The following is a 24,516-nucleotide window of genomic DNA, read 5'->3' as shown; positions in this document are numbered from 1 at the left end:
TGCTTAAAAAAACAACATGAAAATAAATCCTAACGCCGGAAAACCCGCCCAACCCGAGATGCTGGTGAATGTGCCCCGGCTTGTCACCGCCTATTATACCCGTATCCCCGACCCGAATTTGCCCACGGAGCGGGTCGTGTTCGGGACCTCCGGACATCGTGGCTCGGCATTGGATGGCAGTTTCAATGAATGGCACATTCTCGCCATTACGCAAGCGATCTGCCAATACCGCAAACAACACGATATCAACGGTCCCCTGTTCCTGGGGATCGATACTCATGCATTGTCGGAACCTGCCTATGCAAGCGCTCTGGAAGTGCTGGCTGCCAATGACGTGGAAATCATGCTTGCCGCGAACGATGAATATACGCCCACTCCGGCAGTTTCCCATGCCATACTGACTTACAACGAGGGCCGCACGCATGGGCTGGCAGATGGCATTGTCATCACACCTTCCCACAATCCTCCTGAGAGCGGGGGTTTCAAATACAATCCGCCACATGGGGGACCGGCTGGAGTCGAGGTCACCTCCTGGATCGAATCCAGATCCAACACCTTCCTCGAAAGGAATCTGGCAGATGTAAAGAGAATGTCTTTCGAGAAAGCGTTGCATGCGGATACCACCCATCGGCACGACTTCCTCAACAGTTACGTTGCCGATCTGCAGAACGTAGTGGATACGAAAGCCATATCCGATTCGAAGATCCACATGGGTATTGACCCGCTCGGCGGCGCGGGCGTTCACTACTGGAACGCAATCGCGGAGCGCTACAAGCTGAACATGACCGTGGTCAACAACCAGATAGATCCGACCTTCCGTTTTATGACGCTGGATTGGGACGGCAAAATCCGCATGGATCCCTCTTCCCCGTATGCGATGCGCGGCATGCTGAATATGAAAGATCGCTTCGACATTGCTTTCGCATGCGATACCGATCATGACCGGCATGGAATCGTTACCCGGAGCAGCGGCTTACTTCCTGCGGATCATTATCTTTCTGTTGCCGTCCACTACCTCTTCCAATCCCGCCACGAGTGGACCTCGAATACCGCAGTCGGCAAAACGGTGGTAAGCAGCCAGATGATTGACCGTGTGACTGCCGCGCTCGATCGCAAGCTCTATGAAGTACCGGTCGGCTTCAAGTGGTTTGTGGAGGGTTTGGGCAACAGGTCACTTGGTTTTTGCGGAGAAGAAAGTGCCGGAGCCTCGTTCCTGCGCATCAATGGCAAGACCTGGACAACCGATAAGGATGGCATCGTGGCAGCACTGCTCTCCGGTGAAATACTGGCGTGTATAGAGCGCGATCCAGGCGAGATATACAGCGGTTTCGAACGCGAATACGGGCGATCCGAGTTCCAACGGATCGACGCTCCGGCTACCCCCGAGCAGAAGAAAACTTTGAGCAGGCTGTCGCCGGATCAGATAAGGCATACTGAAATAGCAGGCGAGGCAATTCGCACTATTCTCACTCGCGCACCCGGCAACAATGCTTCCATCGGTGGCATCAAGGTCATCGCCGATAACGGATGGTTTGCGGCGCGCCCTTCCGGCACGGAAGATATCTACAAAATTTATGCTGAAAGCTTTTTGGGAAAAGACCACCTGCACCGCATCGTGGCGGAAGCTCAAACAATCGTCGAGGATGCATTCGCAGGGACCCGCAAGGGCAGTCCTGAATAAGTCTTGCTTGATGCTCCGTCTTTTTCTTTTGGGTGGTAACGATCACCTCATCGAATTTCTGGCGGCTATGCAGGGTATCCATGCCGAAAGTCGTTCAGCACGTTAGATTTTTTGTACCGGCATTCCCACTGTAGCCGGTCAATCGACAGCTCCGGAGGCTTCGTCTTTTACTGCAGGAAGGGAGGAGTGACGAAATGCGAAAAACCAATGACTACACCGAGCCATCCGATGCACTGGTGCTGTTTGGGATAACGGGTGACCTCGCCTATAAAAAGATCTTTCCGGCGCTGTACGCGATGATCAAAAAGGGCATGCTCGATGTGCCGCTGGTCGGTGTCGCCTCGACACCCTGGAATCTCGATCAACTCAAGGAACGGGCAACCCAGTCCATCAGCGAGTCCGGAAAGATCGATGACAAACGGGCGCTGGATCACCTCCTTTCCTTGCTGCGATATGTGCGTGGAGACTACAACAACCTCGATACGTTCAAGGAACTCAAACAGGCTCTGGGAGATGCACGTCATCCCGTGCACTATCTCGCCATCCCCCCTCTTCTTTTCGAGAATGTCATAAGAGGTCTTGGTGCGCTCGATCTGGCCGCGGGGGCGCGCGTCATTGTGGAAAAACCTTTTGGACGAGATCTTGAGTCAGCACGTGAGCTGAACCGTATTGCACGCTCCGTGTTCCCCGAGGAGGCGATATTTCGCATCGACCATTTTCTCGGGAAAGAGGCGATCATGAATATTCTTTATTTCAGATTCGCCAATTCATTTCTGGAACCAATATGGAATCGTAATTATGTAGCCAGCGTGCAGATTACATTGGCTGAGGAATTCGGAGTTGAAGAACGAGGCGCATTTTACGAATCCGCCGGCTGCCTGCGTGACGTGATTCAGAATCATCTTTTCCAGATTGTTGCGCTGCTGGCCATGGAACCTCCCGCTTATCGTGGTCTCGGAACGGTCCAAAGCGAAAAAATCAATATATTCCACGCGATGCGTCCCCTTGTACCCGAGGATCTGGTGCGTGGACAATATGTGGGTTACCGCCAGGAACCAGGCGTGGCGGAGGACTCGGATGTCGAGACATTCTGCGCCCTGCGGCTTTTCATCGACTCCTGGCGCTGGGAAGGCGTCCCTTGGTATCTGCGTTCCGGCAAGTGTCTGGCCAAGACCGCTGCCGAGGTCCTTGTCCAGTTGAAGCCGCCGCCGCAAAAGCTTTTTGCTGATTCGGCAAGCGCCGCGTGTGATGCCAATTACCTCAGGTTCCGCCTTTCTCCGGTCTCAGCGGTTGCAATTGCAGCGAGAGTCAAGTATCCCGGAAAAGAGTTCAAAGGCGATCAGCAGGAGTTGTGCCTGGTCGAGGAGCACTTCGGGCGTGAATCGCCTTATGAACGCCTCCTGCATGATGCAATGATTGGCGACGACACCCTGTTTACCAAGAGGGAGGCGGTAGAGGCATCCTGGACAGCACTCGATCCTGTACTCAAGACATATCCTCACGTTCTGCCCTACGAGCGCGGCAGTTGGGGTCCCCCCGCAGCCGACGCCCTGATCGAGCCGGATGGCTGCTGGCACAATCCGGGGTAGGCATCTCCAGAACCTGTCGATACTTGTTCCACGCCTACGAAACAAGTATCGACAGGTGCCATTGATCGACCAGAAAATCCCATGAACCTCGTATTTCGGGCTTGATCCGGAATCCAGCCCAAACCCATGACGATGTACTTTGAACGTCACGGGATACCGGCTTCCGCCGGTATGACGTTTGGGTTGTTTGCTCGCCGAATTAATGGTTTGACTGAGATTTCTCCATCTTCCTGTTCACCCAAACCCCTCGTCTCCACTCGCTCTGAGCCTGCCGAAGGGCTGTAAGGAATTCCTGACCGTTTCCCCGTCCCCCATTCTCATGAAAAATGCCTTTTGCATATTCTTTTGCTCTTTTCAGGAACCTTCCTGCCCTTCTGATGCGAAGAGCTCCTGACAAAATTTTGACAATTCAGGGACATTAAATTCACAACTGCTGTGCTAGTTTAAAGTGGCAACAACATCTTATCCATTTTTCATAACCCGGTGCGCATAATGCGTGCCATAATTCTGGAGAGACTCGATGAATATGTCATTGTTACGTTTATCGCGGCAAACCGCACTCTTTTCAGTCCTTTTGGTGTTTGGAATGTCAACGTCGCACGCGGAGGTCACTCCATCGGCGCTGGCCACGATGGAGTCGCAAAGTCCCATCGATTTTCGCTCGGATAGCACCTATTTCGGTCGTCTGCCGGCGCTCAACTTCAACCTGAGTTCCGACACGTCACTCGATGTCATCAACAACGGTTCGCCGGATCCCGAAAAAACCGCAGTACGAGGCAATGTCAATCCCGGTGCAGGTTCCCTCACGCTTTCCGGTCATGACTGGGAGCTTGCCCAGTTTCACTTTCACACTCCTTCCGAGCATTTGTTGAATGGCGTGGCATCTCCAATGGAGATGCATCTCGTCTTCAGCGACAGCAATAATGATCTTCTCGTGGTTGGCCGCTGGGTTCAGGCGGGCGCATTCAACAGCGATCTCGATCCGATTTTCTCCCATATTCCGCAGAACACTTCCGAGACACTCCATATCGACCACTTCAACCTCAATACGCTCATTCCCTCCAACCTGGAATCCTTCCGCTATTCCGGTTCGCTGACCACGCCTGATTTTAATGAAGGAGTCAGTTGGGTGATGTTATCGCAGCCGCTATTCATGTCTTCGGAGCAGATCAATGCGTTCAGCTCGCTGTTTCCGGAGGGAGATGCACGCGAAATCCAGGATCTTAATGGTCGTATCGTATTGACGGATGTGCCTGGATTCGTCACCGCCGTTCCCGAACCTGAAACTTACGCAATGATGCTGGCAGGGTTATGCCTCATGGCATTTGTTGCCAGGGGTAAAAGCAAGCCGTTAACCAGTGATGTACCCACCGGTTCTGTTGCATGAGGCAGGCTGTATCGTGTTTGGATCCGTGTAACCTTCATTCTTGAAAATCGTGAAGCAATGTGGATGAGTACCTAAGATACGTACTCGTCCACCTCAAACAGTCTTGTTTGCACCGTTCTTCCCGGAGTTTTGAGGATTTCGACAAATCCACAAAATCTGTCTTGACCGCGCACCCTCAAGCGCGCACCATTCGCTCTATCCCTCATTTGAATAAAGGTGGACCATGAAACATCCACGGCTACGGAAAACGCGGAAGATGCAAGCCGCATTATTTGCCGGCATCGTGATTTCTGGTGCTGCAGGAATGTCGCACGCGCAATCGGGTGTGTCGGACCGTGCAAACAGATGGGTACAGGATATATTTGTCGATACGAACCAGCGGAATCAATCGCTGGAAAAGGATGCGCTGGGCTGGGAGCTTCCCCCGGGGACCAATGAAGAACAGGGAAACAGGACTGAAAAGGGAGAGAGTGATAAGACTTCTGTTGCGCCCCAGCCAACAGATCAGGCGAATGCCACCGAGGGATGGGAGGCGCCTGCGCAGGGTTCCGAGTCCGGATCCGGTTCATGCAAATATGCATCGCCCGAGCAGGAGGATTTTCTCTGCAAAATGGTACGCATTCTGTATGGACCTGATACGCCCCGTGGACCCAATCGCGAGATGGACGAGAATATTTCCGTGGGCGGCGCGGGAGGCTGATTCCGCTTTAAGCAGCAGATGAGCGCCTGCTCCAACTCAGGGGGATTGATCTTGAAAAGCACTTTCCGTTCCTTCCTCTTCGGTTGTTTGCTGTTTTTTTCGGCAGTTGCCCTCCCCCTTCCGGTCGCTGCCGATACGCCCGGGCATGAACATCCATCTCCGTCCGCTTCCCCGACACTGATTGCATCCCATCAGAACGATGCGCAGGTCGATTGCCAGGAAGCGACATCTGGAAATGCTGTCTCTCCGAATGGGAAAGCGGCACCCAAGCACGAAAATGCGTCAGAAGAGGGACAGACTGCAGAAAAAAGTACCGCTCCCTGTCCGCAGGATACCGAGCATCGGAAAGACCTTCTGCATAAAATTCTCCGCTTCTTCGTGGCGCCTGCCCCCAGCCGCCCAAACCCGGACGTAGACACCAATATTTCAGCGGGAGGTGCTGGCGGCGGCTGAGAGCCGGAATCGGACCCGAAACCTGTTTTCTGCTGTTGTCAGGTCGCGCGCACACCCTTTTGCGCTTTTGAGATGTTCCACACCTCATTCCCCAGCGTCTGGTTTTCGTGTCGTCGTGTCCCAGACCGCCCCACGGAATCTGACAGCCCGCTCTTCTACTTTCCCTGCCGGCGCCTTCAGCTGTTCGTTCATTTCCAACGAAACGGATCAGTTTCTTCCAGGACTCGTTGCAATTTTCCAATGTAATTCTTTACCCCCAAGAGATCCGATTCTTCCAAAAATACCTTGTCATAGACGTTTTGCATACGGGTTCCCCGGTGTATATACTGTATTTCATTTTTGTCTATTCTCCTGCTTTTTCGTAGGAAATTCACTATTTCTTCACTTTTGAATGACATTTTCTTGACATATGCCATGTTATTTTTCCCCCATAACCTCAGCATTTCCCACTTTTGGAATGTGGGTAATTAAGCATGTGGCATAACTAGAAAGGGAGCGTCAAATGAAATATAAACCTTCGCTTGTGTTGTTATCGGGTTGCCTGCTTGCAGCTCCGCTGTATGCCGAAGAAAAACCAGCGTCTTCAGACCCCGATACCGCAGCGTCTTACGTCATCGACCTCTATGTCGATACCAAAACAAAACAGATTTATGCCGAGCCTGGAGAAGGACGTGTCCGCATGGGTTCCTTTGAAAAAGTTTCGGAGAAACCGGCAAAACCCGTGGCCACATCGAGCCAGGATGGGGTCGTTGCTGACGGCAAGGCAAAGGGCGAGGGAGGCGTGCTGGTGCGCGACGTCCCGAAATCCGTGGAAAAATCCCAGGAAAAACCCCAGGGAGGATATGGATACGCGAACTGGAAAGAGAAGGACCCGTTCAAGTTCAACCTGAATCCGGATGGAAGCCAATACATCAAATTCGGCTTCCTGAATCAGGTATGGGCGCGATATGAACAAACCAACCCCGGCTCCACTGTGCTGGGTGAGTCAGTGGATGATGTCACTGACATCAGCCTGCGTCGTACGCGTTTTGTATTACAGGGACAATTGACCGATCGGGTATATTTTTATACCCAGTACGGGATGAACAATTTTAATTTCCTGAGTCAGAACGCCGATAACAGAAAGCTTCAATCCTTCTTTCACGATGCCTTTGGCGAATTACGGCTGACACAGGGACATCAGATGATCGTGGGGGGGGGTCTTGTCATGGCCAATGGTCTTTCCCGCTTCAGCAGTCCCAGCGTGAGCACGATCATGACGATGGATGTGCCACTGGTGGCTCAGGCAACTGCTGATCGTACCGACCAATTCAACCGTAAGCTGAGCGTCTACCTGAGAGGCCAGATCGGCCCCCTCAACTATCGCATTACGGCAAGTGACCCGTTCCCCATCAATACTGCCGGGCTTCCTCCTGAAGTCATTTCCCCGGTAAACGCCCAATTTGCTCGAACCGGCCACAGGAAACAGTACCAGGGGTTCTTCATGTGGAATTTCTGGGATAAGGAGCCGATGACCAATCCTTACATGCAGGGTACCTATCTGGGCAAGAAAAGCATCCTGAACCTGGAAGCAGGTTTCATTACGCAGAAAAATGCAACCTGGACCGGCCTTACGGAAGCCACAGCCCAGTTCCACGATATGAATTTATGGTCGGTTGCAGCCTATCTGGATGCTCCGGTAGACAAGGTGAAGGAAACTGCGATATCCGCTTATATCGGTTACTTCAATACCAATTATGGCCCCAACTATCTGCGCATGAACGGCAACGGGGTAAACCCGGCCAGTGTCGGCGGCAATGCCTTCCCCATGTTTGGCACAGGCAATCAATGGTATGGGCAAATAGGATATCTGCTGCCCAAGGACCTCCTTGGTGGAAACAATGGCCAGTTGATGCCTTACTTCTCTTTCATCAGCGCAGACTTTGAGCGTTTGCATGATCAGATGAATGTATTCAATGGTGGGATAAACTGGCTGATCAAGGGACATAACAGCAAACTGACTTTCGATATCCAGAACCGGCCCATATTCAACTCAGCCGGATACAAAATTTCAAACAGGAATCAATTCGTCCTGCAATATCAGATTGCCTTCTGACACTTTCGTCCGTGATGAGTCCCACTTGCGTGGAGGGACTTGGACGAGTCGAACGTCAAGAATTGAATCAACTTCCATTTCAACAAGAGTCTGCAATAGAAGGCTGACGAAGCCCGGCAAAGCAGGCCATCCGCCCTCTGCAGTTCGTAGCATCACCGGCTGCATAAAAAGGGCTTCCGTCACCACTCGGGTGTCGTTCTTCGCAAGGTTTCAAGCCTTCAGCAGGTTTCGTGCGGGGAGCGGCTGCCGACTCGGTGGCTCATAACAACAGCGACTGGCCAAGCACCAGTTCATCTTCCCCGTCTGTTCCAACCAGTTGCTCTCCGATCTGACGAGCGCTGGAACCGATCATTCGGAATTTCTCAAGCTTTTAGAACTTTCATCCTATAAACCCTATGAACATCTATTTTTCTGAGGTCATTTTATGAATGAAACATCTCGATCCCTGAGGGTGGCCGTGCTTGCCGCGGTCCTTTTCTTGCTGAGCTTCAATACTGCATATGCGGGTACGCTGGCGAGCAATCTGGAATTGATGGAAGCACAAAGTCCAATCGATATTCGCTCGAATAGCACCTATTACGGAAATCTGCCCAAGTTGAACTTCAATCTCAGTTCCGATACCCCGCTTACCGTGATCAATAACGGCTCCCCTGATCACGAAAGTACTATCAGGGCTAATGTCAGTCCCGGTGAAGGAACCTTGATGTTGTCAGGACATCAATGGAACCTCGCTCAATTCCACTTTCACACCCCCTCGGAGCATTTGATAAATGGTCGAGCCAGTCCCATGGAGATGCACCTCGTCTTCAGCGATGCTGCGAACAATCTACTCGTGGTCGGCCGGGATATCGAGCAAGGCCTCTTCAAGAACCAGGCACTCGCTCCCATTTTCTCCGATTTGCCGAAAACTACTGATGAAACACTGAATATCGAGCACTTCAACCTGAACAATCTTCTGCCGAATTATCTCGGTTCTTTCCGCTACTCTGGTTCGTTGACGACACCGCCTTTTACAGAAGGAGTAAGCTGGGTTGAACTGGCCTCTCCGCTATATCTATCCGGGAGTCAGATCAATGCCTTCAAATCACTGTTTCCCGAAGGCAATTCGCGCGAGATTCAGGATTTGAACGGTCGGATCGTGCTTACCGACGTGCCTGGCTTCGTCAGCATTCACGGCGATTCCAACCCAGATCTCCTGGGCACGCTGATCCCTGGCCTGGAAGCAAACGTTTCTGTCACGGCCGACCTATCCAAACTTGCGACGAGCGTTCCCGAACCATCAACCTACGCCATGCTCCTCGCCGGACTCGCGGTAATCAGTTTTATTGGCCTCAAACGTGGAGCAAGATCAGCTGGAACAGCCTGAATCGCATTTCAGGCTCGTGTCTCCGGTCGGTTCCAGCAATGTAGCGCCTGTTTTCCGGCCTCCTTCCAAACTGCAAACTGAAAGAGCATTAGGAACTACCCCTGAACAGGAGTGCTGACCTGTTCAGGGTTTTTTCGAAACCCTACGTACGCTAACGCACAGAAGACCCGAATGAGCAGTGTAGAATTTTTGAAAACACTGCGACATCGTCGGTTCCCTGCATGCTGGAAAGTGCATGATTATTGCACGCCAACACCAGGCCGAGGGTGGGAGTTCAATATTCCCTTGCAGTCCGCTCCGCCTTCAGTCACTCCGCCGCAGCCGGGATCGCGCATATTGTTGCATCTCTGCGTACACTGGAGTTGGTCAAGCCCATGAAAGCTTCCAAGTCAGGTTTCGATTCCAGGTCGGCAATAAAAAACCTGCGTTTCCGGATAACGTTTCTGGCGCTATCCACGATCGCTGCAAGACCATCCGAAGCAGCAGACACGCTGCGCACCCCTTTAAACTATTTCCTGTATAGCTACGGACCCGCCGCCACACCCGTCATGCATCTGGGGTGGCTGATGACGGCTTTGCTCTCCGCCATTACCTTTATCGTCATACTGCTCCTGGTAATCGCCATAGTTCGCAAGCGCAGCTCTGCCGACTCCGGCATGATTGGCGCCGAGAGCGGAGGACTCAGATGGGTTTATATCGGTACAGGCATTTCCACCTTCATATTGGCGGGGCTCACCGTTTATTTCCTGGCCGTGCTCAATGCGGTTGCCAAGCCCACCGAGGCTCCAGCCCTCACCCTGACTGTAACCGGTTACGACTGGTGGTGGAGCATTGAATACGAGCATGCCGATCCGGCGAAACGTTTTGTGACCGCCAATGAAATTCATATACCTGTAGGCAGGCCTGTACTGCTCAAGTTGAAAAGCGCGGATGTCATTCACGCATTCTGGGTACCCGTACTCGCCGGAAAAACTCAAATGATTCCGGGGCTGGTCAATCAGAAGTGGATTCAGGCAGACGCCCCCGGCGTTTATGTTGGTCAATGCGCACAATTTTGTGGGGTGGCGCACGCCCATATGAATCTGGAAGTGGTTGCGGAAAGCGATCAGGATTTCGAGAAATGGCAAGAGGCGCAGCGCCGCACGGCTTTCCCTGTATCAGAACACAATGAGCATGGATACAAGCTGTTCATGGATCGCTGCGGGGGATGTCATGCAGTGCGTGGAACAGAAGCGGAAGGCCTGCACGGTCCTGATCTCACGCATCTGAACTCGCGCGGTCGCATTGCTGCCGGACTGTTGACCAATACACCGGATCACCTGATGGATTGGATTACCCGTGCACAGTACTTCAAGCCCGGAGCACGCATGCCAAGCATCGCATTATCGGATAGTGAAGCTTCAGCACTGGCCTCCTATCTTTCGACACTGAACTAGAGTATGGCCGCTACCGACGCCCCCCAGTATCGCATCGACCCCCCTCTCGAGCGGATCCCGGAAATGGGACGTATTCCTGCGGGATCCGCAATCGAAGCGCGTCTGGAGAAGATCTGGGAGACGGCGCCAGGTTGGCGCGGATGGCTCTCCACAGTAGATCATAAAACGATCGGGGTACGATATCTCGTCACGGCCTTTCTTTTCCTCGTGATCGGCGGAATCGAAGCACTGTTCCTGCGCATCCAGCTTGCCGGGCCGGATATGGCGTTTCTGACGCCGGAGCAATACAACCAGCTTTTCACGATGCATGGCGTCACCATGATTTTCCTCTACGCATTGCCCGTTCTGTCCGGTTTCTCCAACTACCTCTGGCCGCTTTTGCTCGGTTCCAGGGATATGGCCTTTCCGCGCCTCAATGCACTTTCCTACTGGATTTTTCTGTTCGCCGGCCTCTTCATGTACATCAGCTTCCCTCTTGGGCAGGCGCCGAATGCGGGCTGGTTCAATTATGTGCCCTTCTCGGGCCCGATATATAACACCGGACCCAATATCGACGTCTTTGCGCTCGGCATGGTGCTGCTCGGGATTTCTACAACGGTGGGATCGATTAATTTCGTGGTTACGCTGTTCAGGATGCGAGCACCGGGCATGACCATAAACCGTGTCCCCATCCTGGTGTGGGGAACGCTCACCGCCTCCGTGGCTAACCTGTTCGCAATCCCCGCCGTCAGCCTCGCGTTCTTTCTGTTGTGGCTCGACCGCCAGATAGGCGCGCATTTTTTTGATGTGGCAAATAACGGTCAGCCCCTGCTTTGGCAGCACTTGTTCTGGATTTTCGGCCATCCCTGGGTCTATGTGGTTGTGCTTCCGGCAATGGGCATCGTTTCCGATGCCCTGCCTACATTCTGTCGCCGGCCGCTCGTGGGTTACACGGCAGTGGCCCTTGCCACCATGGCAACCATGCTGCTCGGTTTCGGGGTGTGGGTCCATCATATGTTCGCCACGGGGCTGCCAACAGTGGCTCTGTCGATTTTCGGCGCCGCCAGCATGGTCATCTCCATTCCCAGCGCGGTCGCCGTCTTCGCCTGGATTGCGACCATCTGGCTGGGAAAACCCGTATTCAAGACCCCTTTTCTGTTTTTTGCCGGTTTCGTCGCGCTGTTCATCATCGGGGGCATGTCGGGAGTCATGACAGCCGCGGTGCCGCTCGACTGGCAACTTAACGAAACCTACTTCATCGTGGCGCACCTGCACTATGTCCTGCTCGGGATCAACGTGTTTCCGGTGGTAGGAGCGATCTACTACTGGTTTCCCAAATTCACCGGGCGCATGATGAGTGAAAAACTGGGCAAGTGGAGTTTCTGGACCATGTTTATTGGCTTCAACGCCGGATTTTTTCCAATGCATATCGCTGGACTGCTCGGGATGCCGCGCCGCATTTATACCTATCCCTCCCGCATGGGGTGGGACGAAGTCAACCTGATTACGACTGTCGGATCCTTCATATTCGCCGTTGGCGTGCTGATCTTCCTCGTCAATGTCGTCCTCAGCGTGAAACGTGGAGCGCGGGCAGGCGCCAATCCATGGGATGCGCCCACTCTGGAATGGGCAGTATCTTCCCCGCCGCCCGCTTATAACTTTGCGACTATTCCTACGATTGCCAGCCGGCACCCGTTATGGGAGGGACGGATCGAAGGAGAAGAAGAACATAGCCGAACCAAACTGGAAGAAGGTTACCTGCTGATGCGGGGCCGGGAAACACTGGGCACCTCGCCCATCGATGCAAAGCCGGTTGTCATCCTCAAAATGCCGGAGGATTCCTATACGCCTTTCCTTGTCGGTTTGTTCGTCTCGTTGCTATTCGTCGGCCTGTTGCTGCATTCATGGACATTCACCGCATTAATGGCGGCTTTAAGCTGTGCCGCGTTGAGCAGCTGGATGTGGCCTCGCAGGAAACTGGGTCAGCGTACTACCAGGCACGGCCCAGCCTCTGCCGGAAGAGGAGGAGAAGGCCCATGAGCGAGACTGCCCGCGTCGTCAGCCAGCCTTTGCCGGTGGGAAGCGTCGGTAAGCTCTCCGGCGGATGGTGGGGGATGATCGCGCTCATCGTAACCGAGGCTTCCCTGTTCGGATACCTGCTGTTCACCTACTTCTACCTCGCGGCACAAAGCGGGCAGGACTGGCCCCCAACCGGATTGCCGGGCCTGCTCATTCCGGGCATCAATACCATCATCCTGCTTGCCAGCAGCGCTGCTTTCTGGGCGGGAGAACGGCGCATCCAGCAAGGTGGAACACGATCCAGCATTTTCGGATTTATCGCCGCGATTGCCTTGGGTAGCGCCTTTGTCGCGATTCAGCTTCTGGAGTGGAAAAACAAGACATTCAGCATCAACTCCGACCTGTACGGATCACTCTACTTTACGATCACCGGCTTTCACTTGTGCCATGTCATTATCGGACTGGGAGTGCTTTTGCTCCTGCTCGCCTGGACCATGATGGGTTATTTTGACCACAAGCGTCATGTTGCAATCACCATCGGCGGGGTTTACTGGCATTTTGTCGATGTCGTCTGGCTGTTCGTTTTCTCCGCCTTGTATTTGTCTCCTTATCTCCAGCGCGGATGATCTTCAAATGGATGCAAGACAAACTGTTTCCACAGAACATCACTTCCTTCATTCCCCGCAAAGGATCAGGACATTGCTTGCGCTCTTCGGCGCGCCCGGAGCCTGGGTAATGCAAATGGCGTTGACCCCGCCGATTGCCGCCTATGCCTGCTATCCGCATCAGTTTCCGCTCCCTGTCCCGCTTTGGCCCGGATTGACGGCAATACTGGCAACAATAGGCTTTGTCTGCCTGGCCGGCGCTCTATTTTCCGGCTATATCGCTCTTGCCTCCTGGCGGAGCCTCGCCCGCTACTCGAAAGACGCGTCGAATAAACAGCTTCCCTTTCAGAAAGATGAAGGGCAGGCGCGATTTCTGACGATGCTGGGAATGATGTCGAGCTTTGTGTTCATCGTTGCGATCCTGTTCAACACTTTTGCCGTGCTTTCGATCCGATCATGCAGCGCCTGGATCTGAAGCACATAAAGCCGCGCATGGCGGTTTTCGATTGGATCATCCGGAAGGGCAAAGAAACTGGAATTCTTCTGAGTGCTGTCCTGCTTGCCATGGGTGCAGTCGTGGCGCCGGTTTCCATTGCGACTGCCGCTGCCGGTCATGCCGCAGATGCTGGGGGGGAGGGTGAGAGCACACTGATTACACGCGGCGCCTATCTCGCCACTATCGCAGACTGCACCGGATGTCACACGGCAGGAGCCGCTCACCCGGCTTTTGGGGGCGGATTGGCAATCAATTCACCCTTCGGTACCATTTATTCGACCAATATTACGCCTGATCCAGAAACTGGCATCGGCCGCTACAGCTATGAGGATTTCAGCCGGGCCGTGCGCGGCGGCATCAGGAAGGACGGCAAATGGTTGTACCCGGCCATGCCTTACCCGTCATTCACGGCAATGTCGGACAACGATGTGCGCGCGTTATATGCCTACTTCATGCACGGGGTGAAACCGGTCCGGCACACGCCCTCGCAGACTCGCCTGCCATTCCCCTTCAATCAGCGCTGGACCCTCAAGTTCTGGGATCTTGCCTTTGTGGAACACAAACGGTTCGAATCCCGTACTGATCGGGGTGAAAAGTGGAACCGCGGTGCATACCTGGTGCAGGCACTCGGTCACTGTGGTGCCTGTCATACTCCGCGCGGTTTGGCCTATCAGGAAAAGGCCTATTCGGAAACCTCATCCGACTATTTGACCGGTGCGATGATAGATAACTGGTTTGCTCCGGAATTGACCGGAAACACCGCATCGGGCCTGGGCAGATGGACGGAAGAGGAGATTGCCGCATTTCTCAAGACCGGCCATAGTGGCCATACCGTTGCATTTGGCAGTATGGTCACTGTCATTGAAAACAGCACCCAGTACCTGCGTCATGAGGACCTCGATGCGGTCGCCCATTACCTCAAATCACTTCCTGCCAACGGAGAAAAGTCATCGTATAACCCTCGCAGAACGCCGGCTGTCGTTCCCGTCGGAATGAGCCGGTTCGAGAAACCAGGCGCGGGAATATATAGTGGCTTCTGCGCCAAATGCCATCGGAGTGAGGGAAGTGGCAAACCGCCAAAGTTTCCTCCCCTATCTGGAAGTTCGATCGTGCTTTCGGAGAATGCCTCTTCCCTGATCCGGCTCATGCTGGAAGGAGGAAAAGGCCCGTGGACAAAGACGGGACCGAAACCGGAGAAAATGCCAGGCTATGCCGAAAGATTTACCGACCGGGAAATCGCTGAAGTGCTCACGTTCATCCGTAACAGCTGGGGCAACAAGGCTCCGCCTGTGACCACTCGCGATGTATATTTGATGCGTGAAGCCCTGAACGAGTAATTGCAAAAGATTTTGTTTCTACCCGTCCGGAAATGGGAAAGAGGAAAGCAAAGGTTTATGCTACCTTTTGTCCGTGTTTCGGATATTCTGCAAGCATCAATTCCATCAGGATGACAATCAGAATCCCGACCGCGCTCATCATCGCACCGTGTATCCACAGAATGATGCCTCCGATCTGCTGATCCGCAAGGGCGTTGATACCGCCAATAGCACGTCCGCAAATCGTATAGATCGGATACAACTCGTGAGAAGTAAAGAAAATGATGGCGCCGATGACGATTTGAGGCGGAATTATGGCAAGCATCATGCCAATGCGAGAGCCGGGTGACAGCTTGACGGCAAACACCGGACCGGGAGTTAAGACCAGTCCCCAGAAAATCAATCCGCTGAGAAACATGCTCCAGTTCATCACACGATAGAGACGCCAATCGATCATCGCCGTAAAATGGATCGAAGGCAGCAACCAGAAGCCGATGAGCATGCTGAACAGTACGACTGCGACGACCGGGTTGCACAAAGCCTGAGCGGGATATTGAATGGGCTTCCATCCCGCCATCAGATGAAATGCCTGCCTCATCCTTGACGGCATGCCCGCAAGAAGAACCGGGCATGGCCTGCTCAATACAATCAGAAAAGGCCCGAGATGATGCAATGCAAGATGCTGAAGCCGGTGAATGAAAAACTGGTGCTCGGAGTAATAATCGAGCTGAGTGTGAGAAACGAGATATACCAGGCTTAATCCACCCCAGAAGCACAATTTGCGATGGAGCGACGGACGAACCAAGGCGCAGCCTCTCAGAAAGAAAAGAGCTGCGCTACCAGTGGCGGCAACCACCAGAATAGACTCTTCCCAAGGCACCAGCCAGTAAAACCATTCCATTACAATTAATATCCGTTATTTGCCTGGAAAAGTTTTTCAGGAAGGAAGCAAATCCCGCAGGTCTTCCGCCAGCGTCTCTTCTGGATCGCCGGAGGTTGCCAGCAGGCGAGCGCGGCCTTGTGTGTCAAATATATAAACCGCGTCGCCATGCATGATGCCGCCCTCTCCCCCAGCGGGAAAATGCGGCCGGAACGCATTGCGGTATCGTTTTGCAAGCCCCCCGATTTCATCTGGAGTGCCGGTCAATCCTGTCGCCTGCTCAAGATCGAATTGCGCCAGATAGCGGCGCAATTCCCTGGGACCATCCCGCGTCGGGTCCACGGTTACAAAGAGGATATGCGCCCGATCTGCGTCTTCCCCGAGGAGATGCATTACCCGCGTAAGACGCGCCATGGAAATCGGACACTCTTCCCGGCAATGTGTAAATCCAAAATACATGAGCAATACTTTTCCCTCATATGTTTTGGCTGTAACCGGCTGCCCCTCATCGGAGCTGAGAGAAAAACTCAAATCCGGCAAGTGGCCGGTGACCTCCTTTACATGTCCTTGTTCTGTCGAATTGCATGCGCTCATGGCGAGCGCAATCACAAGACCCGCCGCGAGTCGGTCGTAACCAAAGTTCCGGCTTCCGGCAAAGTTCTTACCCATTGAGAAGCATCGAAAATTCTTGAGGAGCCTTCCTGGAGAGTCAATCGATCAGTTTCAATACCGGTCAGTTTCAATATAGCATTCAATTTCGCTATTGCACGCGTTCCGGAAACCCTTTATATTTGGGACATGCACATCGCAAACTTCGTTCAGTCCATTCCATTCTGCCTTCAGCCCCGCCTGCAGCTTCTTGCAAGACCGCTGCTGCGCCTCGCGCGCTAATTACCGATCTCCCTCAAGTCTTTACCAGTTTTTATCGATGGAATCCGTTTCTGGATTCCCTATCAGAGTTCGAGTATTCTTTCTGAAAAACGGAGAAACAATTGAAAGACCATCTCATCATTTTTGATACCACCTTGCGTGACGGCGAGCAAAGCCCGGGTGCCTCCATGACGAGGGAGGAGAAAGTACGCATCGCTCGACAACTCGAACGAATGCGGGTTGATGTCATTGAAGCGGGGTTTCCAGCTGCCTCGAATGGCGATTTCGAAGCGGTAAAAGCCGTAGCGGCTGCGATCAAGGGAAGTACCATATGCGGCCTTGCCCGTGCAATCGAAGGCGATATCAGGCGTGCAGGCGAAGCATTGCAGGGAGCCAACTCGGCGCGCATCCACACCTTTATCGCCACCTCACCCATTCACATGGAAAAGAAACTGCGCATGTCCCCGGATCAGGTGGTGGAACAGGCGGTGAAAGCGGTGAAATGGGCGCGCCAATACACCGATGACGTCGAATTCTCCCCTGAGGATGCGGGACGCTCTGACATCGCCTTTCTTTGCCGCGTGCTCGAAGCGGTCATCGATGCCGGAGCGGGAACTGTGAATATTCCCGATACGGTGGGCTATACCATGCCCCAGCAATTCGGGGAACTCATTCGTACCCTCCGCGAGAGGATTCCCAATTCGGATAAAGTCATATTCTCGGTGCATTGCCATAATGATCTTGGACTGGCAGTGGCCAATTCGTTGTCGGCAGTGATGAACGGAGCGCGCCAGGTCGAATGCACAGTAAACGGACTGGGCGAGCGCGCGGGCAATGCCTCCCTGGAGGAGATCGTCATGGCTGTGCGCACCCGCCAGGATTTCTTTCCTTGTGATACCCGCATCGATACCGTCCATATTGTGCCCGCAAGCAAGCTGGTTTCGGGCGTTACCGGGTTTCCGGTACAGCCGAACAAGGCAATTGTGGGAGCAAACGCATTCGCACACGAATCCGGGATACATCAGGACGGCGTATTGAAACACCGCGAAACATATGAAATCATGCGAGCGGAGGATGTCGGCTGGGGGGCAAACAAATTGCTGCTGGGCAAGCATTCGGGACGCAACGCCTTCCGCAGTCGGCTGGCAGAGCTCGGGATCGAGCTGGAATCGGAAGAAATCCTTAATGCTACCTTCATGCGCTTCAAGGAGCTGGCGGACAAGAAGCATGATATTTTCGATGAAGACCTGCATGCCCTGGTTTCCGATGACGCCGCCGCCCTGCAGGAGCATTACAAGCTCCTGTCACTGACGGCGCACAGCGAAACCGGTGAAACTCCCCATGCTAGTATAGTAATCGGTGAAGAAGGCAGGGAATCCCGTGCGGAGTCGGATGGAAGCGGACCGGTCGACGCCACTTTTCGCGCCATCGAAAAGATACTGAACAGCGGCGTGGAACTGCAGCTCTACTCCGTCAATGCGATCACCAGCGGTACCGATTCCCAGGGCGAGGTCACGGTCCGGTTGCAGAAGTCGGGCCGTATCGTCAATGGTAATGGCGCTGATACGGACATTGTCGTCGCCTCCGCCAAGGCGTATCTCAGCGCTCTGAACAAGCTGCACAGCAAGCTGGAGCGGGCACACCCGCAAGTGTAGAAATCTTGAAGAACGCGGCAGGACAAACCGGGACTGTCTGTCCTGCCTCCAAAGTGGGGCTGCGCGTGGAACTTTTCTCTCAATCCTCACGACCTGTCGCAAAAGTAATGAAATCCGTACGCCCCGTCGATTTCATGCACTATGTCCTTGTGCGCTTTTTCCAGCACAACTGCACCCAGATTGCGGGCAGCCTTACCTTCACTACCTTGCTTTCGTTGGTACCGCTGCTCGCGATTGGGTTATCGGTAGTAGCGGCGTTTCCCGCATTCGCTGAATTCTCGGATCGGATAAAGGAATTCATTCTCACCACCATGGTGCCGGACGCAGCAAACAAGGTCATCTCCGTGTATATGCAGCAATTCGCTGACAATGCGGCCAAGCTGACCGCGATCGGCATCGCCTTCCTGGGCGTAACCGCGCTTGCGCTCATGCTCACAATAGACGAAGCGCTCAACAGCATCTGGCGAGTATCCCGGCTGCGTCCGCTCCTGCATCGCCTCCTGATATATTGGTCCGTTCTGACGATTGGCCCCTTATTGATCGGCGCGAGCCTGTCGCTTACGTCCTGGCTCATGACCACCACCATGGGATTTACCCGTGATATCCCGGGTGGGGACATTATGCTTTTGCGGTTGGGTCCGCTCGTGCTGACGAGTATTGCCTTTTCGACTTCCTATCTCATTGTGCCGAATCGCCAGGTGGCATGGCAGCACGCGATAGCGGGGGGGGTGGCTGCGGCAATAGGATTCGAGATAATGAAGGAAGGCTTTGCCTTCTACATCACCCGATTCCCGACTTATCAGGCAGTATATGGCACCTTTGCGACTATTCCCATTTTCCTGCTATGGCTTTATCTTTCGTGGTTGATGGTGCTGCTCGGAGCAGTTATTGCCGCATCCCTTTCAAGCTGGCGTTTCCGCGAGTGGCGCGATGACCCGAACGCCAGGGGTAAGCAGTTTTTTGATGCATTGCGTTTATTGGGGATACTTGGAGAGGCGCTGAAGGCAGGTAAAGTTGAAACCGCCTCCAGCTTGCAGCAGCAGTTGATGCTAAGTCCCGAAGAAGTAGAGCGGATACTGGAGCTCATGGTGAAAGCCAATTTCGTGCGACAGGTTCAGGGAGGGGGATGGGTTCAAATACTCGATCCCGCCGAGATCCGCATTGCCGATGTCTACCGCCTGTTTGCGTTTCGTCCCGAAGCACTACGGGGTACAGCAGGGGGCGATACCAGGCTGGAGCAGCTGCTCGATGATATTGCTGTGGGGATCGATGAGAAAATGAGCCTTCCGCTGTCGCAACTTTTTGCTTCCGCGGAACCGGAACCACCCGCAGAAATGTCAGCTTAGCAAAGGTTGGAGGAGTTGTTGGAAAAATGAAACGACGTCATATGAAACGATGCCATTTGAGTATTCTGCTTTACCGGTTCTGTTTATGCGTCATGCTTTCGGCAGTACCGGTTGCACAAACCTATGGTTTTACCTTTACCGATCATACCGGAAAGAAACTGTCCCTTTCCGATTTCAAGGGGAAATGGGTGCTGGTAAATTTCTGGGCCACATGGTGTCCCCCATGTCTGAAGGAAATTCCTGATCTTGTCTCTCTCTACGAAAGTCGGAAAAAAGACATAATGGTGATCGGCGTGGCGATGGATTATCGCAACCCGGACGTTGTGCTCAAACATGCGAAACGGCTTTCAGTGACCTACCCGATCGTGTTGGGCGATCAGGAACTGGCACGCCAGGTCGGCCCGGTATCCATGCTGCCGACTACCTATGTTTTCGATCCCGAAGGCAAGCCGGCAGTTTATAAGATCGGGATTGTGTCCCGCGAAGCGTTGGAAGAATTCATGCGTGAGAATTCGAACAATATTCCGAACTCCCAGCCTGCTGGAAAAACGCAGCCAAAAGGACGTTAGAGGACGTTAGTGGTTGAGTCTCTGCGAGGGCAATAATTCCTCAGCCCTCAGCCTTGTCCTCCTCGGATCAGTCTACGGTCGGGCTATTGAGCGCCAATCAGGCCGGCAAACTAAGAAGGTTCTGTCGTCAACTTCCGGCTAATTTTGATTTTATAAAATCTGCAATCTCAGGAAGCGGGACGACCACCGATTTTTCGTCGCGCCGCCCCCGGTACTCGGCATTTCCTTCCTTCAAGCCTCGCTCGCCGACGACAACCCGGTGAGGAATACCGATCAGTTCCATATCGGCGAACATGACACCGGGACGGTCATCGCGATCGTCGAGCAGAACTTCGATGCCGGCGCTGGAAAGCATCGCGTATAGTTTCTCCGCCTCAACCCTCACTTCTGCATTCTTCTTCAACCCGATCGGAATGATGACTACCTGGAATGGCGCCATTGCCGCGGGAAATATAATGCCGCGCTCGTCATGGTTCTGCTCGATGGCGGCTGCCACAATACGTGAAACCCCGATCCCGTAGCAGCCCATTTCCATGGGACACGCTTGCCCGGATTCATCGAGATAATTGGCTTTCATCGCTTCCGAATACTTTGTGAGCAATTGGAAAATATGGCCGACTTCTATGCCGCGGCAGATTTCCAGCTTACCCTTTCCGTCCGGCGACAAGTCCCCGGAAACCACGTTGCGAATATCGAAAATATGATCCGGCTCTTTCAGATCACGCCCGAAATTGACGTTGACGAGGTGATAATCCTCTTCGTTGGCGCCACACACGAAATTACTCATGGCCGCTACGGTACGGTCTGCGATAACCGGAAGAGACAATCCGGTAGGACCGATAAACCCGGGAAGACACCTTGTTTCGGTGCGAATTTCTTCTTCGCTGGCAAGCCGGAAATCGGAAAGAAAAGGAATCTTTCGAGCTTTTGTCTCGTTGAGATGATGATCGCCACGCAGCAGCAAAAGATGCATTCCGCCATTGGCCATGACCGCCAGCGTTTTTACCGTCTGCTCGATGGATACCTCGAGAAAGGCGGCAACCTCTTCGCATGTCTTTTGGGCGATTGTTCGCACTTTCCGCATCTCGCCCGCCGCAGGCTCCCGCAGTACTGCCGGTGGCAGCGACTCGGCCATTTCAACGTTCGCTGCGTAATCGGAATCGGGACAAAAAGCGATGGCGTCTTCGCCGGAATCGGCCAGGACATGAAATTCATGCGAACTGCTGCCACCAATCGCACCCGTATCGGCCTTGACCGGGCGAAATCTCAGCCCCAAGCGATCAAATATCCGGCAATAGGCCACGTGCATCGCCTGATAGGTCTCTTCCAGGCTGGGGATATCGGTGTGGAACGAGTAGGCATCTTTCATCACGAACTCGCGCGCGCGCATGACGCCGAAGCGAGGGCGAACCTCGTCGCGAAATTTGGTTTGTATCTGATAAAAATTGAGAGGTAACTGCCGGTAACTCTTGATTTCACGCCGTGCAATATCCGTGATGACCTCTTCATGGGTTGGACCAAAACAGAAATCGCGCTCGTGTCTGTCTCTGATTTTCAACATCTGGGGACCAAAGACGTCCCATCGCCCTGTTTCCCGCCATAGCTCCGCAGGCTGCACAGCCGGCATCAGCAGTTCCAGTGCGCCCGCCGCATCCATTTCCTCCCGCACGATGTTTTCAACTTTGCGCAGAACCTTCAAGCCAAGGGGCATCCATGTGTAGAGACCGCTTCCCAGACGCCGGATGAGACCGGCCCTCAGCATCAGCTTGTGACTAATCAACTCCGCTTCGGAGGGTGCTTCCTTGAGTGTCGAAATAAAAAAACCTGATGCTCGCATATTCTGTCCATAACAAGTCCAATCTCCGATTTTACTCTGAAAAGCAGCGCAGGTTGGCTATGAGGAATCTGAAAGGCAAAGTGTTCAAACAATAATGCAGTTGCCACTCCTCCCGATGCCCCCCAACCAGTGACAGCTTTCAATCCGGCACGAAATGTGGAAAAATCTAATCCTATCGTGAAGGATCAAACGGGTGAATCATATGATCGACCGTAATGGATATCGCTCAAATGTAGGAATCATTCTACTCAATTCGAAGAACGAGGTTTTTTGGGGCAAACGCATCAGACAGGACTCCTGGCAATTTCCTCAGGGAGGTATCAAGCCCGGCGAAAGTCCGGAACAAGCAATGTATCGTGAATTGACTGAAGAAGTAGGATTGCGCCCCTGGCACGTGCAAATCCTCGGCCGCACACGCGACTGGCTCCGATACGATGTACCTGCCCAATGGATTAAACGCGACTGGCGGGGAAATTACCGGGGGCAGAAACAGATCTGGTATCTGCTGCGCTTGCTGGGAAGTGATTGTGACGTTTCGCTCCACACCAGCGGGCGTCCTGAATTTGACGCATGGCGGTGGAATCAGTACTGGGTAGAGTTGGAGTCGGTAGTCGAGTTTAAACGCCAGGTTTACCGCCAGGCACTGACGGAACTGGCACGTCTGCTGAATCGTCCACCTGTTCCCTTCGGACACAGCGGATATGAAAAATGCGACTATTCCGCCAGCGGGCAGCTCACAGGCAGCACCGCCAAGCAGTCTGAATAAGCAATCGCATTGCAAAAGCGCGCTCGTTACAATATCACCGCCACAGGTGCCGCTGCCGCCGCAACGGGAACTGATGCGTATCAGGCAGCTGACAGCAAAGCTGCTAGTTGCCACACACTGCCTTTAATATTGATATTGCGGCTATCGGATATACTCGCGAACAGTTGTGTTCATCCCCAGCTGGCGGATAGCCCTGCCCTCAGTTTTCCGATGTAGGCGTAACCGGCTGCGCCACTACAGCCGAGCTTTTTAGGAGATTACGATGATATTGCGGGCATTAATAACGTCGCTGCTAGCTGTTGGAACGATTGCCGCTCCGCCTGCTCTGGCCGCTGCCGCCGACGAACCCATAAAACCGATCGAGGCAGCCAAGCCCAAGAATGAAAACAAGGTGGAACTGGGCAAAATGCTTTTTTTTGATCCCCGTCTTTCCAAATCCGGCTTCATCTCGTGCAACTCCTGTCATAACCTGAGCATGGGTGGATCCGACAATCTCCCATCATCCATTGGCCACAAATGGCACCAGGGTCCGATCAATTCGCCCACGGTACTGAATTCCAGCCTGAATCTGGCCCAATTCTGGGATGGTCGCGCCAAAGACCTGAAAGATCAGGCAGGCGGTCCCATTGCCAATCCGGGGGAAATGGCATTCAGCCATGAATTGGCAGTGGGCGTCCTGCAATCCATTCCCCAGTACAGGGCGCGCTTCAAGCAGATATACAGTTCGGACAAGGTCGATATAGGCATGGCAACGGACGCGATCGCTGCCTTCGAAGAAACACTGGTAACGCCGGATTCCCGTTTCGACAAATGGCTCAAAGGCGATAAGAACGCCATCAACAAGACGGAACTCGAAGGGTACAAACTGTTCAAGGACGCGGGCTGCACGGGTTGCCACAACGGACAGGCCGTAGGGGGGGCATCGTTCCAGAAAATGGGCGTACTTGAACCCTATAAAACCCAGAGCAAGGCTGAAGGCCGTTTTGCCGTAACCGGCAAAGAGGAGGATCGCCTGTTCTTCAAAGTGCCCACATTGCGAAATGTGGAACTAACCTATCCCTATTTCCATGACGGGGCCGCGGCAACCCTGGAAGACGCGGTAAATACCATGGGCCGGATACAATTGGGACGTAATTTCACCAAGGACGAAAATGCCAAAATCGTGGCGTTTCTGAAGACGTTGACCGGCAAGCAACCCCATCTCACCTTGCCTATTCTCCCCCCCTCGAGCAAGGATACACCCAAACCTCATCCGTTCGATTGATCAGCGGGAGGTTCTGTTCATCGGCAGAGAAAACAAGGCTTGCACTCTATCCGGGCTGTATAGCAGCGCCTGGATGGAGTGCAGCAATGGCGTATCTGATAGTTGGCGGAATATTTATATTGGAAATAGGCGCAAACTGACCTATAACTCTTTATACCTGCCCGATTCGACCTTCAGTCGACCTCAGCAGGAATATGGATTTACGCT

General features: G+C 53.5%; 20 protein-coding genes. 17 read left to right on the top strand and 3 right to left on the bottom strand.

Annotation, left to right across the window (positions count from 1 at the left end; translation table 11 throughout):
• Positions 1 to 16 precede the first annotated feature (16 nt).
• The 12 genes from pgm to BMW46_RS04470 all read left to right on the top strand — a co-directional run bounded on the left by pgm (position 17) and on the right by BMW46_RS04470 (position 15,143).
• Positions 17 to 1,681 carry a phosphoglucomutase (alpha-D-glucose-1,6-bisphosphate-dependent) gene (pgm, locus tag BMW46_RS04530; protein ID WP_074705261.1) on the top strand — a complete coding sequence of 555 codons (1,665 nt, stop codon included), beginning with the start codon at positions 17 to 19 and terminating at the stop codon, positions 1,679 to 1,681.
• 194 nt (positions 1,682 to 1,875) lie between these two features.
• Positions 1,876 to 3,270 carry a glucose-6-phosphate dehydrogenase gene (gene zwf, locus BMW46_RS04525; protein ID WP_074705258.1) on the top strand — a complete coding sequence of 465 codons (1,395 nt, stop codon included), beginning with the start codon at positions 1,876 to 1,878 and terminating at the stop codon, positions 3,268 to 3,270.
• A 520-nt stretch (positions 3,271 to 3,790) separates the two neighbouring features.
• The gene (locus BMW46_RS04520) at positions 3,791 to 4,657 is read left to right on the top strand and encodes a carbonic anhydrase family protein (RefSeq protein ID WP_074705255.1); all 867 of its coding nucleotides are present in this window, start codon (positions 3,791 to 3,793) and stop codon (positions 4,655 to 4,657) included.
• Between the two features lie 256 nt (positions 4,658 to 4,913).
• The gene (locus BMW46_RS04515; RefSeq protein ID WP_074705253.1) at positions 4,914 to 5,357 is read left to right on the top strand and encodes a hypothetical protein; all 444 of its coding nucleotides are present in this window, start codon (positions 4,914 to 4,916) and stop codon (positions 5,355 to 5,357) included.
• Positions 5,358 to 5,408: 51 nt separating this feature from the next.
• Positions 5,409 to 5,810 (top strand): hypothetical protein, encoded by a 402-nt coding sequence (locus tag BMW46_RS04510; protein ID WP_143121398.1) that lies wholly within the window; start codon positions 5,409 to 5,411, stop codon positions 5,808 to 5,810.
• A gap of 502 nt (positions 5,811 to 6,312) precedes the next feature.
• On the top strand, positions 6,313 to 7,905 hold the full coding sequence (locus tag BMW46_RS04500) for a hypothetical protein (RefSeq protein ID WP_074705246.1): 1,593 nt from the start codon (positions 6,313 to 6,315) through the stop codon (positions 7,903 to 7,905).
• 424 nt (positions 7,906 to 8,329) lie between these two features.
• Entirely contained in the window at positions 8,330 to 9,271 is a 942-nt protein-coding gene (locus tag BMW46_RS04495; protein ID WP_074705243.1) for a carbonic anhydrase family protein, read from the top strand.
• Between the two features lie 374 nt (positions 9,272 to 9,645).
• A complete protein-coding gene (coxB, locus tag BMW46_RS04490) occupies positions 9,646 to 10,707 on the top strand; it encodes a cytochrome c oxidase subunit II (protein WP_074705694.1) in 1,062 nt (353 codons plus the stop codon).
• Between the two features lie 3 nt (positions 10,708 to 10,710).
• Positions 10,711 to 12,726 (top strand): cytochrome c oxidase subunit I, encoded by a 2,016-nt coding sequence (gene ctaD, locus BMW46_RS04485; RefSeq protein WP_074705241.1) that lies wholly within the window; start codon positions 10,711 to 10,713, stop codon positions 12,724 to 12,726.
• A complete protein-coding gene (locus tag BMW46_RS04480) occupies positions 12,723 to 13,331 on the top strand; it encodes a cytochrome c oxidase subunit 3 (protein WP_074705238.1) in 609 nt (202 codons plus the stop codon). Before ctaD ends, BMW46_RS04480 begins: the two co-directional genes overlap by 4 nt.
• A 7-nt stretch (positions 13,332 to 13,338) precedes the next feature.
• Positions 13,339 to 13,785: a hypothetical protein gene (locus tag BMW46_RS04475; protein WP_074705235.1), complete on the top strand. Its 447-nt coding sequence runs from the start codon at positions 13,339 to 13,341 to the stop codon at positions 13,783 to 13,785.
• Complete coding sequence (locus BMW46_RS04470) at positions 13,767 to 15,143, top strand: c-type cytochrome (protein ID WP_074705233.1); 1,377 nt, start codon at positions 13,767 to 13,769, stop codon at positions 15,141 to 15,143. The genes BMW46_RS04475 and BMW46_RS04470 overlap by 19 nt, the downstream gene beginning before the upstream one ends.
• A gap of 55 nt (positions 15,144 to 15,198) precedes the next feature.
• On the opposite strand, the gene BMW46_RS04465 is transcribed toward BMW46_RS04470, so the two are convergent.
• On the bottom strand, positions 15,199 to 16,023 hold the full coding sequence (locus BMW46_RS04465; protein ID WP_074705230.1) for a cytochrome c oxidase assembly protein: 825 nt from the start codon (positions 16,021 to 16,023) through the stop codon (positions 15,199 to 15,201).
• A gap of 36 nt (positions 16,024 to 16,059) precedes the next feature.
• A complete protein-coding gene (locus BMW46_RS04460; RefSeq protein ID WP_074705228.1) occupies positions 16,060 to 16,671 on the bottom strand; it encodes an SCO family protein in 612 nt (203 codons plus the stop codon).
• Positions 16,672 to 16,994: 323 nt separating this feature from the next.
• Between BMW46_RS04460 and BMW46_RS04455 the strand changes: the two genes are divergently transcribed.
• The 3 genes from BMW46_RS04455 (at position 16,995) to BMW46_RS04445 (ending at position 20,442) form a co-directional block, all read left to right on the top strand.
• Positions 16,995 to 18,527 (top strand): 2-isopropylmalate synthase, encoded by a 1,533-nt coding sequence (locus BMW46_RS04455; protein ID WP_074705225.1) that lies wholly within the window; start codon positions 16,995 to 16,997, stop codon positions 18,525 to 18,527.
• Positions 18,528 to 18,634: 107 nt separating this feature from the next.
• Positions 18,635 to 19,873, top strand: coding sequence for a YihY family inner membrane protein (locus tag BMW46_RS04450; RefSeq protein ID WP_074705223.1), 1,239 nt, complete (start codon positions 18,635 to 18,637; stop codon positions 19,871 to 19,873).
• A gap of 26 nt (positions 19,874 to 19,899) precedes the next feature.
• Positions 19,900 to 20,442 (top strand): TlpA family protein disulfide reductase, encoded by a 543-nt coding sequence (locus BMW46_RS04445; protein ID WP_074705220.1) that lies wholly within the window; start codon positions 19,900 to 19,902, stop codon positions 20,440 to 20,442.
• A 127-nt stretch (positions 20,443 to 20,569) separates the two neighbouring features.
• Here BMW46_RS04445 and BMW46_RS04440 read toward each other — a convergent pair whose 3' ends face one another.
• A complete protein-coding gene (locus BMW46_RS04440; RefSeq protein ID WP_074705217.1) occupies positions 20,570 to 22,279 on the bottom strand; it encodes a proline--tRNA ligase in 1,710 nt (569 codons plus the stop codon).
• 202 nt (positions 22,280 to 22,481) lie between these two features.
• Between BMW46_RS04440 and BMW46_RS04435 the strand changes: the two genes are divergently transcribed.
• Positions 22,482 to 23,045 carry an RNA pyrophosphohydrolase gene (locus BMW46_RS04435; RefSeq protein WP_074705215.1) on the top strand — a complete coding sequence of 188 codons (564 nt, stop codon included), beginning with the start codon at positions 22,482 to 22,484 and terminating at the stop codon, positions 23,043 to 23,045.
• Positions 23,046 to 23,307: 262 nt separating this feature from the next.
• Positions 23,308 to 24,309 (top strand): cytochrome-c peroxidase, encoded by a 1,002-nt coding sequence (locus tag BMW46_RS04430; protein ID WP_074705212.1) that lies wholly within the window; start codon positions 23,308 to 23,310, stop codon positions 24,307 to 24,309.
• Positions 24,310 to 24,516: the final 207 nt, after the last annotated feature.

The sequence above is a fragment of the Nitrosospira multiformis genome (assembly GCF_900111585.1).
Classification (GTDB): Bacteria; Pseudomonadota; Gammaproteobacteria; order Burkholderiales; family Nitrosomonadaceae; genus Nitrosospira; species Nitrosospira multiformis_B.
Note: the sequence above shows the minus strand (reverse complement) of the source record. Positions and strands in the feature narration are given on the sequence as shown.

Excerpts from the sequence above, each read along its gene's own strand:
- pgm (WP_074705261.1), top strand. The coding sequence starts at position 17 with ATGAAAATAAATCCTAACGCCGGAAAACCCGCCCAACCCGAGATGCTG.
- BMW46_RS04440 (WP_074705217.1), bottom strand. The coding sequence starts at position 22,279 with ATGCGAGCATCAGGTTTTTTTATTTCGACACTCAAGGAAGCACCCTCC.
- BMW46_RS04480 (WP_074705238.1), top strand. The coding sequence starts at position 12,723 with ATGAGCGAGACTGCCCGCGTCGTCAGCCAGCCTTTGCCGGTGGGAAGC.
- BMW46_RS04450 (WP_074705223.1), top strand. The coding sequence starts at position 18,635 with ATGAAATCCGTACGCCCCGTCGATTTCATGCACTATGTCCTTGTGCGC.
- BMW46_RS04475 (WP_074705235.1), top strand. The coding sequence starts at position 13,339 with ATGGATGCAAGACAAACTGTTTCCACAGAACATCACTTCCTTCATTCC.
- BMW46_RS04520 (WP_074705255.1), top strand. The coding sequence starts at position 3,791 with ATGAATATGTCATTGTTACGTTTATCGCGGCAAACCGCACTCTTTTCA.
- BMW46_RS04460 (WP_074705228.1), bottom strand. The coding sequence starts at position 16,671 with ATGGGTAAGAACTTTGCCGGAAGCCGGAACTTTGGTTACGACCGACTC.
- ctaD (WP_074705241.1), top strand. The coding sequence starts at position 10,711 with ATGGCCGCTACCGACGCCCCCCAGTATCGCATCGACCCCCCTCTCGAG.
- BMW46_RS04495 (WP_074705243.1), top strand. The coding sequence starts at position 8,330 with ATGAATGAAACATCTCGATCCCTGAGGGTGGCCGTGCTTGCCGCGGTC.
- BMW46_RS04465 (WP_074705230.1), bottom strand. The coding sequence starts at position 16,023 with ATGGAATGGTTTTACTGGCTGGTGCCTTGGGAAGAGTCTATTCTGGTG.
- BMW46_RS04445 (WP_074705220.1), top strand. The coding sequence starts at position 19,900 with ATGAAACGACGTCATATGAAACGATGCCATTTGAGTATTCTGCTTTAC.
- coxB (WP_074705694.1), top strand. The coding sequence starts at position 9,646 with ATGAAAGCTTCCAAGTCAGGTTTCGATTCCAGGTCGGCAATAAAAAAC.
- BMW46_RS04430 (WP_074705212.1), top strand. The coding sequence starts at position 23,308 with ATGATATTGCGGGCATTAATAACGTCGCTGCTAGCTGTTGGAACGATT.
- zwf (WP_074705258.1), top strand. The coding sequence starts at position 1,876 with ATGCGAAAAACCAATGACTACACCGAGCCATCCGATGCACTGGTGCTG.
- BMW46_RS04500 (WP_074705246.1), top strand. The coding sequence starts at position 6,313 with ATGAAATATAAACCTTCGCTTGTGTTGTTATCGGGTTGCCTGCTTGCA.
- BMW46_RS04515 (WP_074705253.1), top strand. The coding sequence starts at position 4,914 with ATGCAAGCCGCATTATTTGCCGGCATCGTGATTTCTGGTGCTGCAGGA.
- BMW46_RS04435 (WP_074705215.1), top strand. The coding sequence starts at position 22,482 with ATGATCGACCGTAATGGATATCGCTCAAATGTAGGAATCATTCTACTC.
- BMW46_RS04470 (WP_074705233.1), top strand. The coding sequence starts at position 13,767 with ATGCAGCGCCTGGATCTGAAGCACATAAAGCCGCGCATGGCGGTTTTC.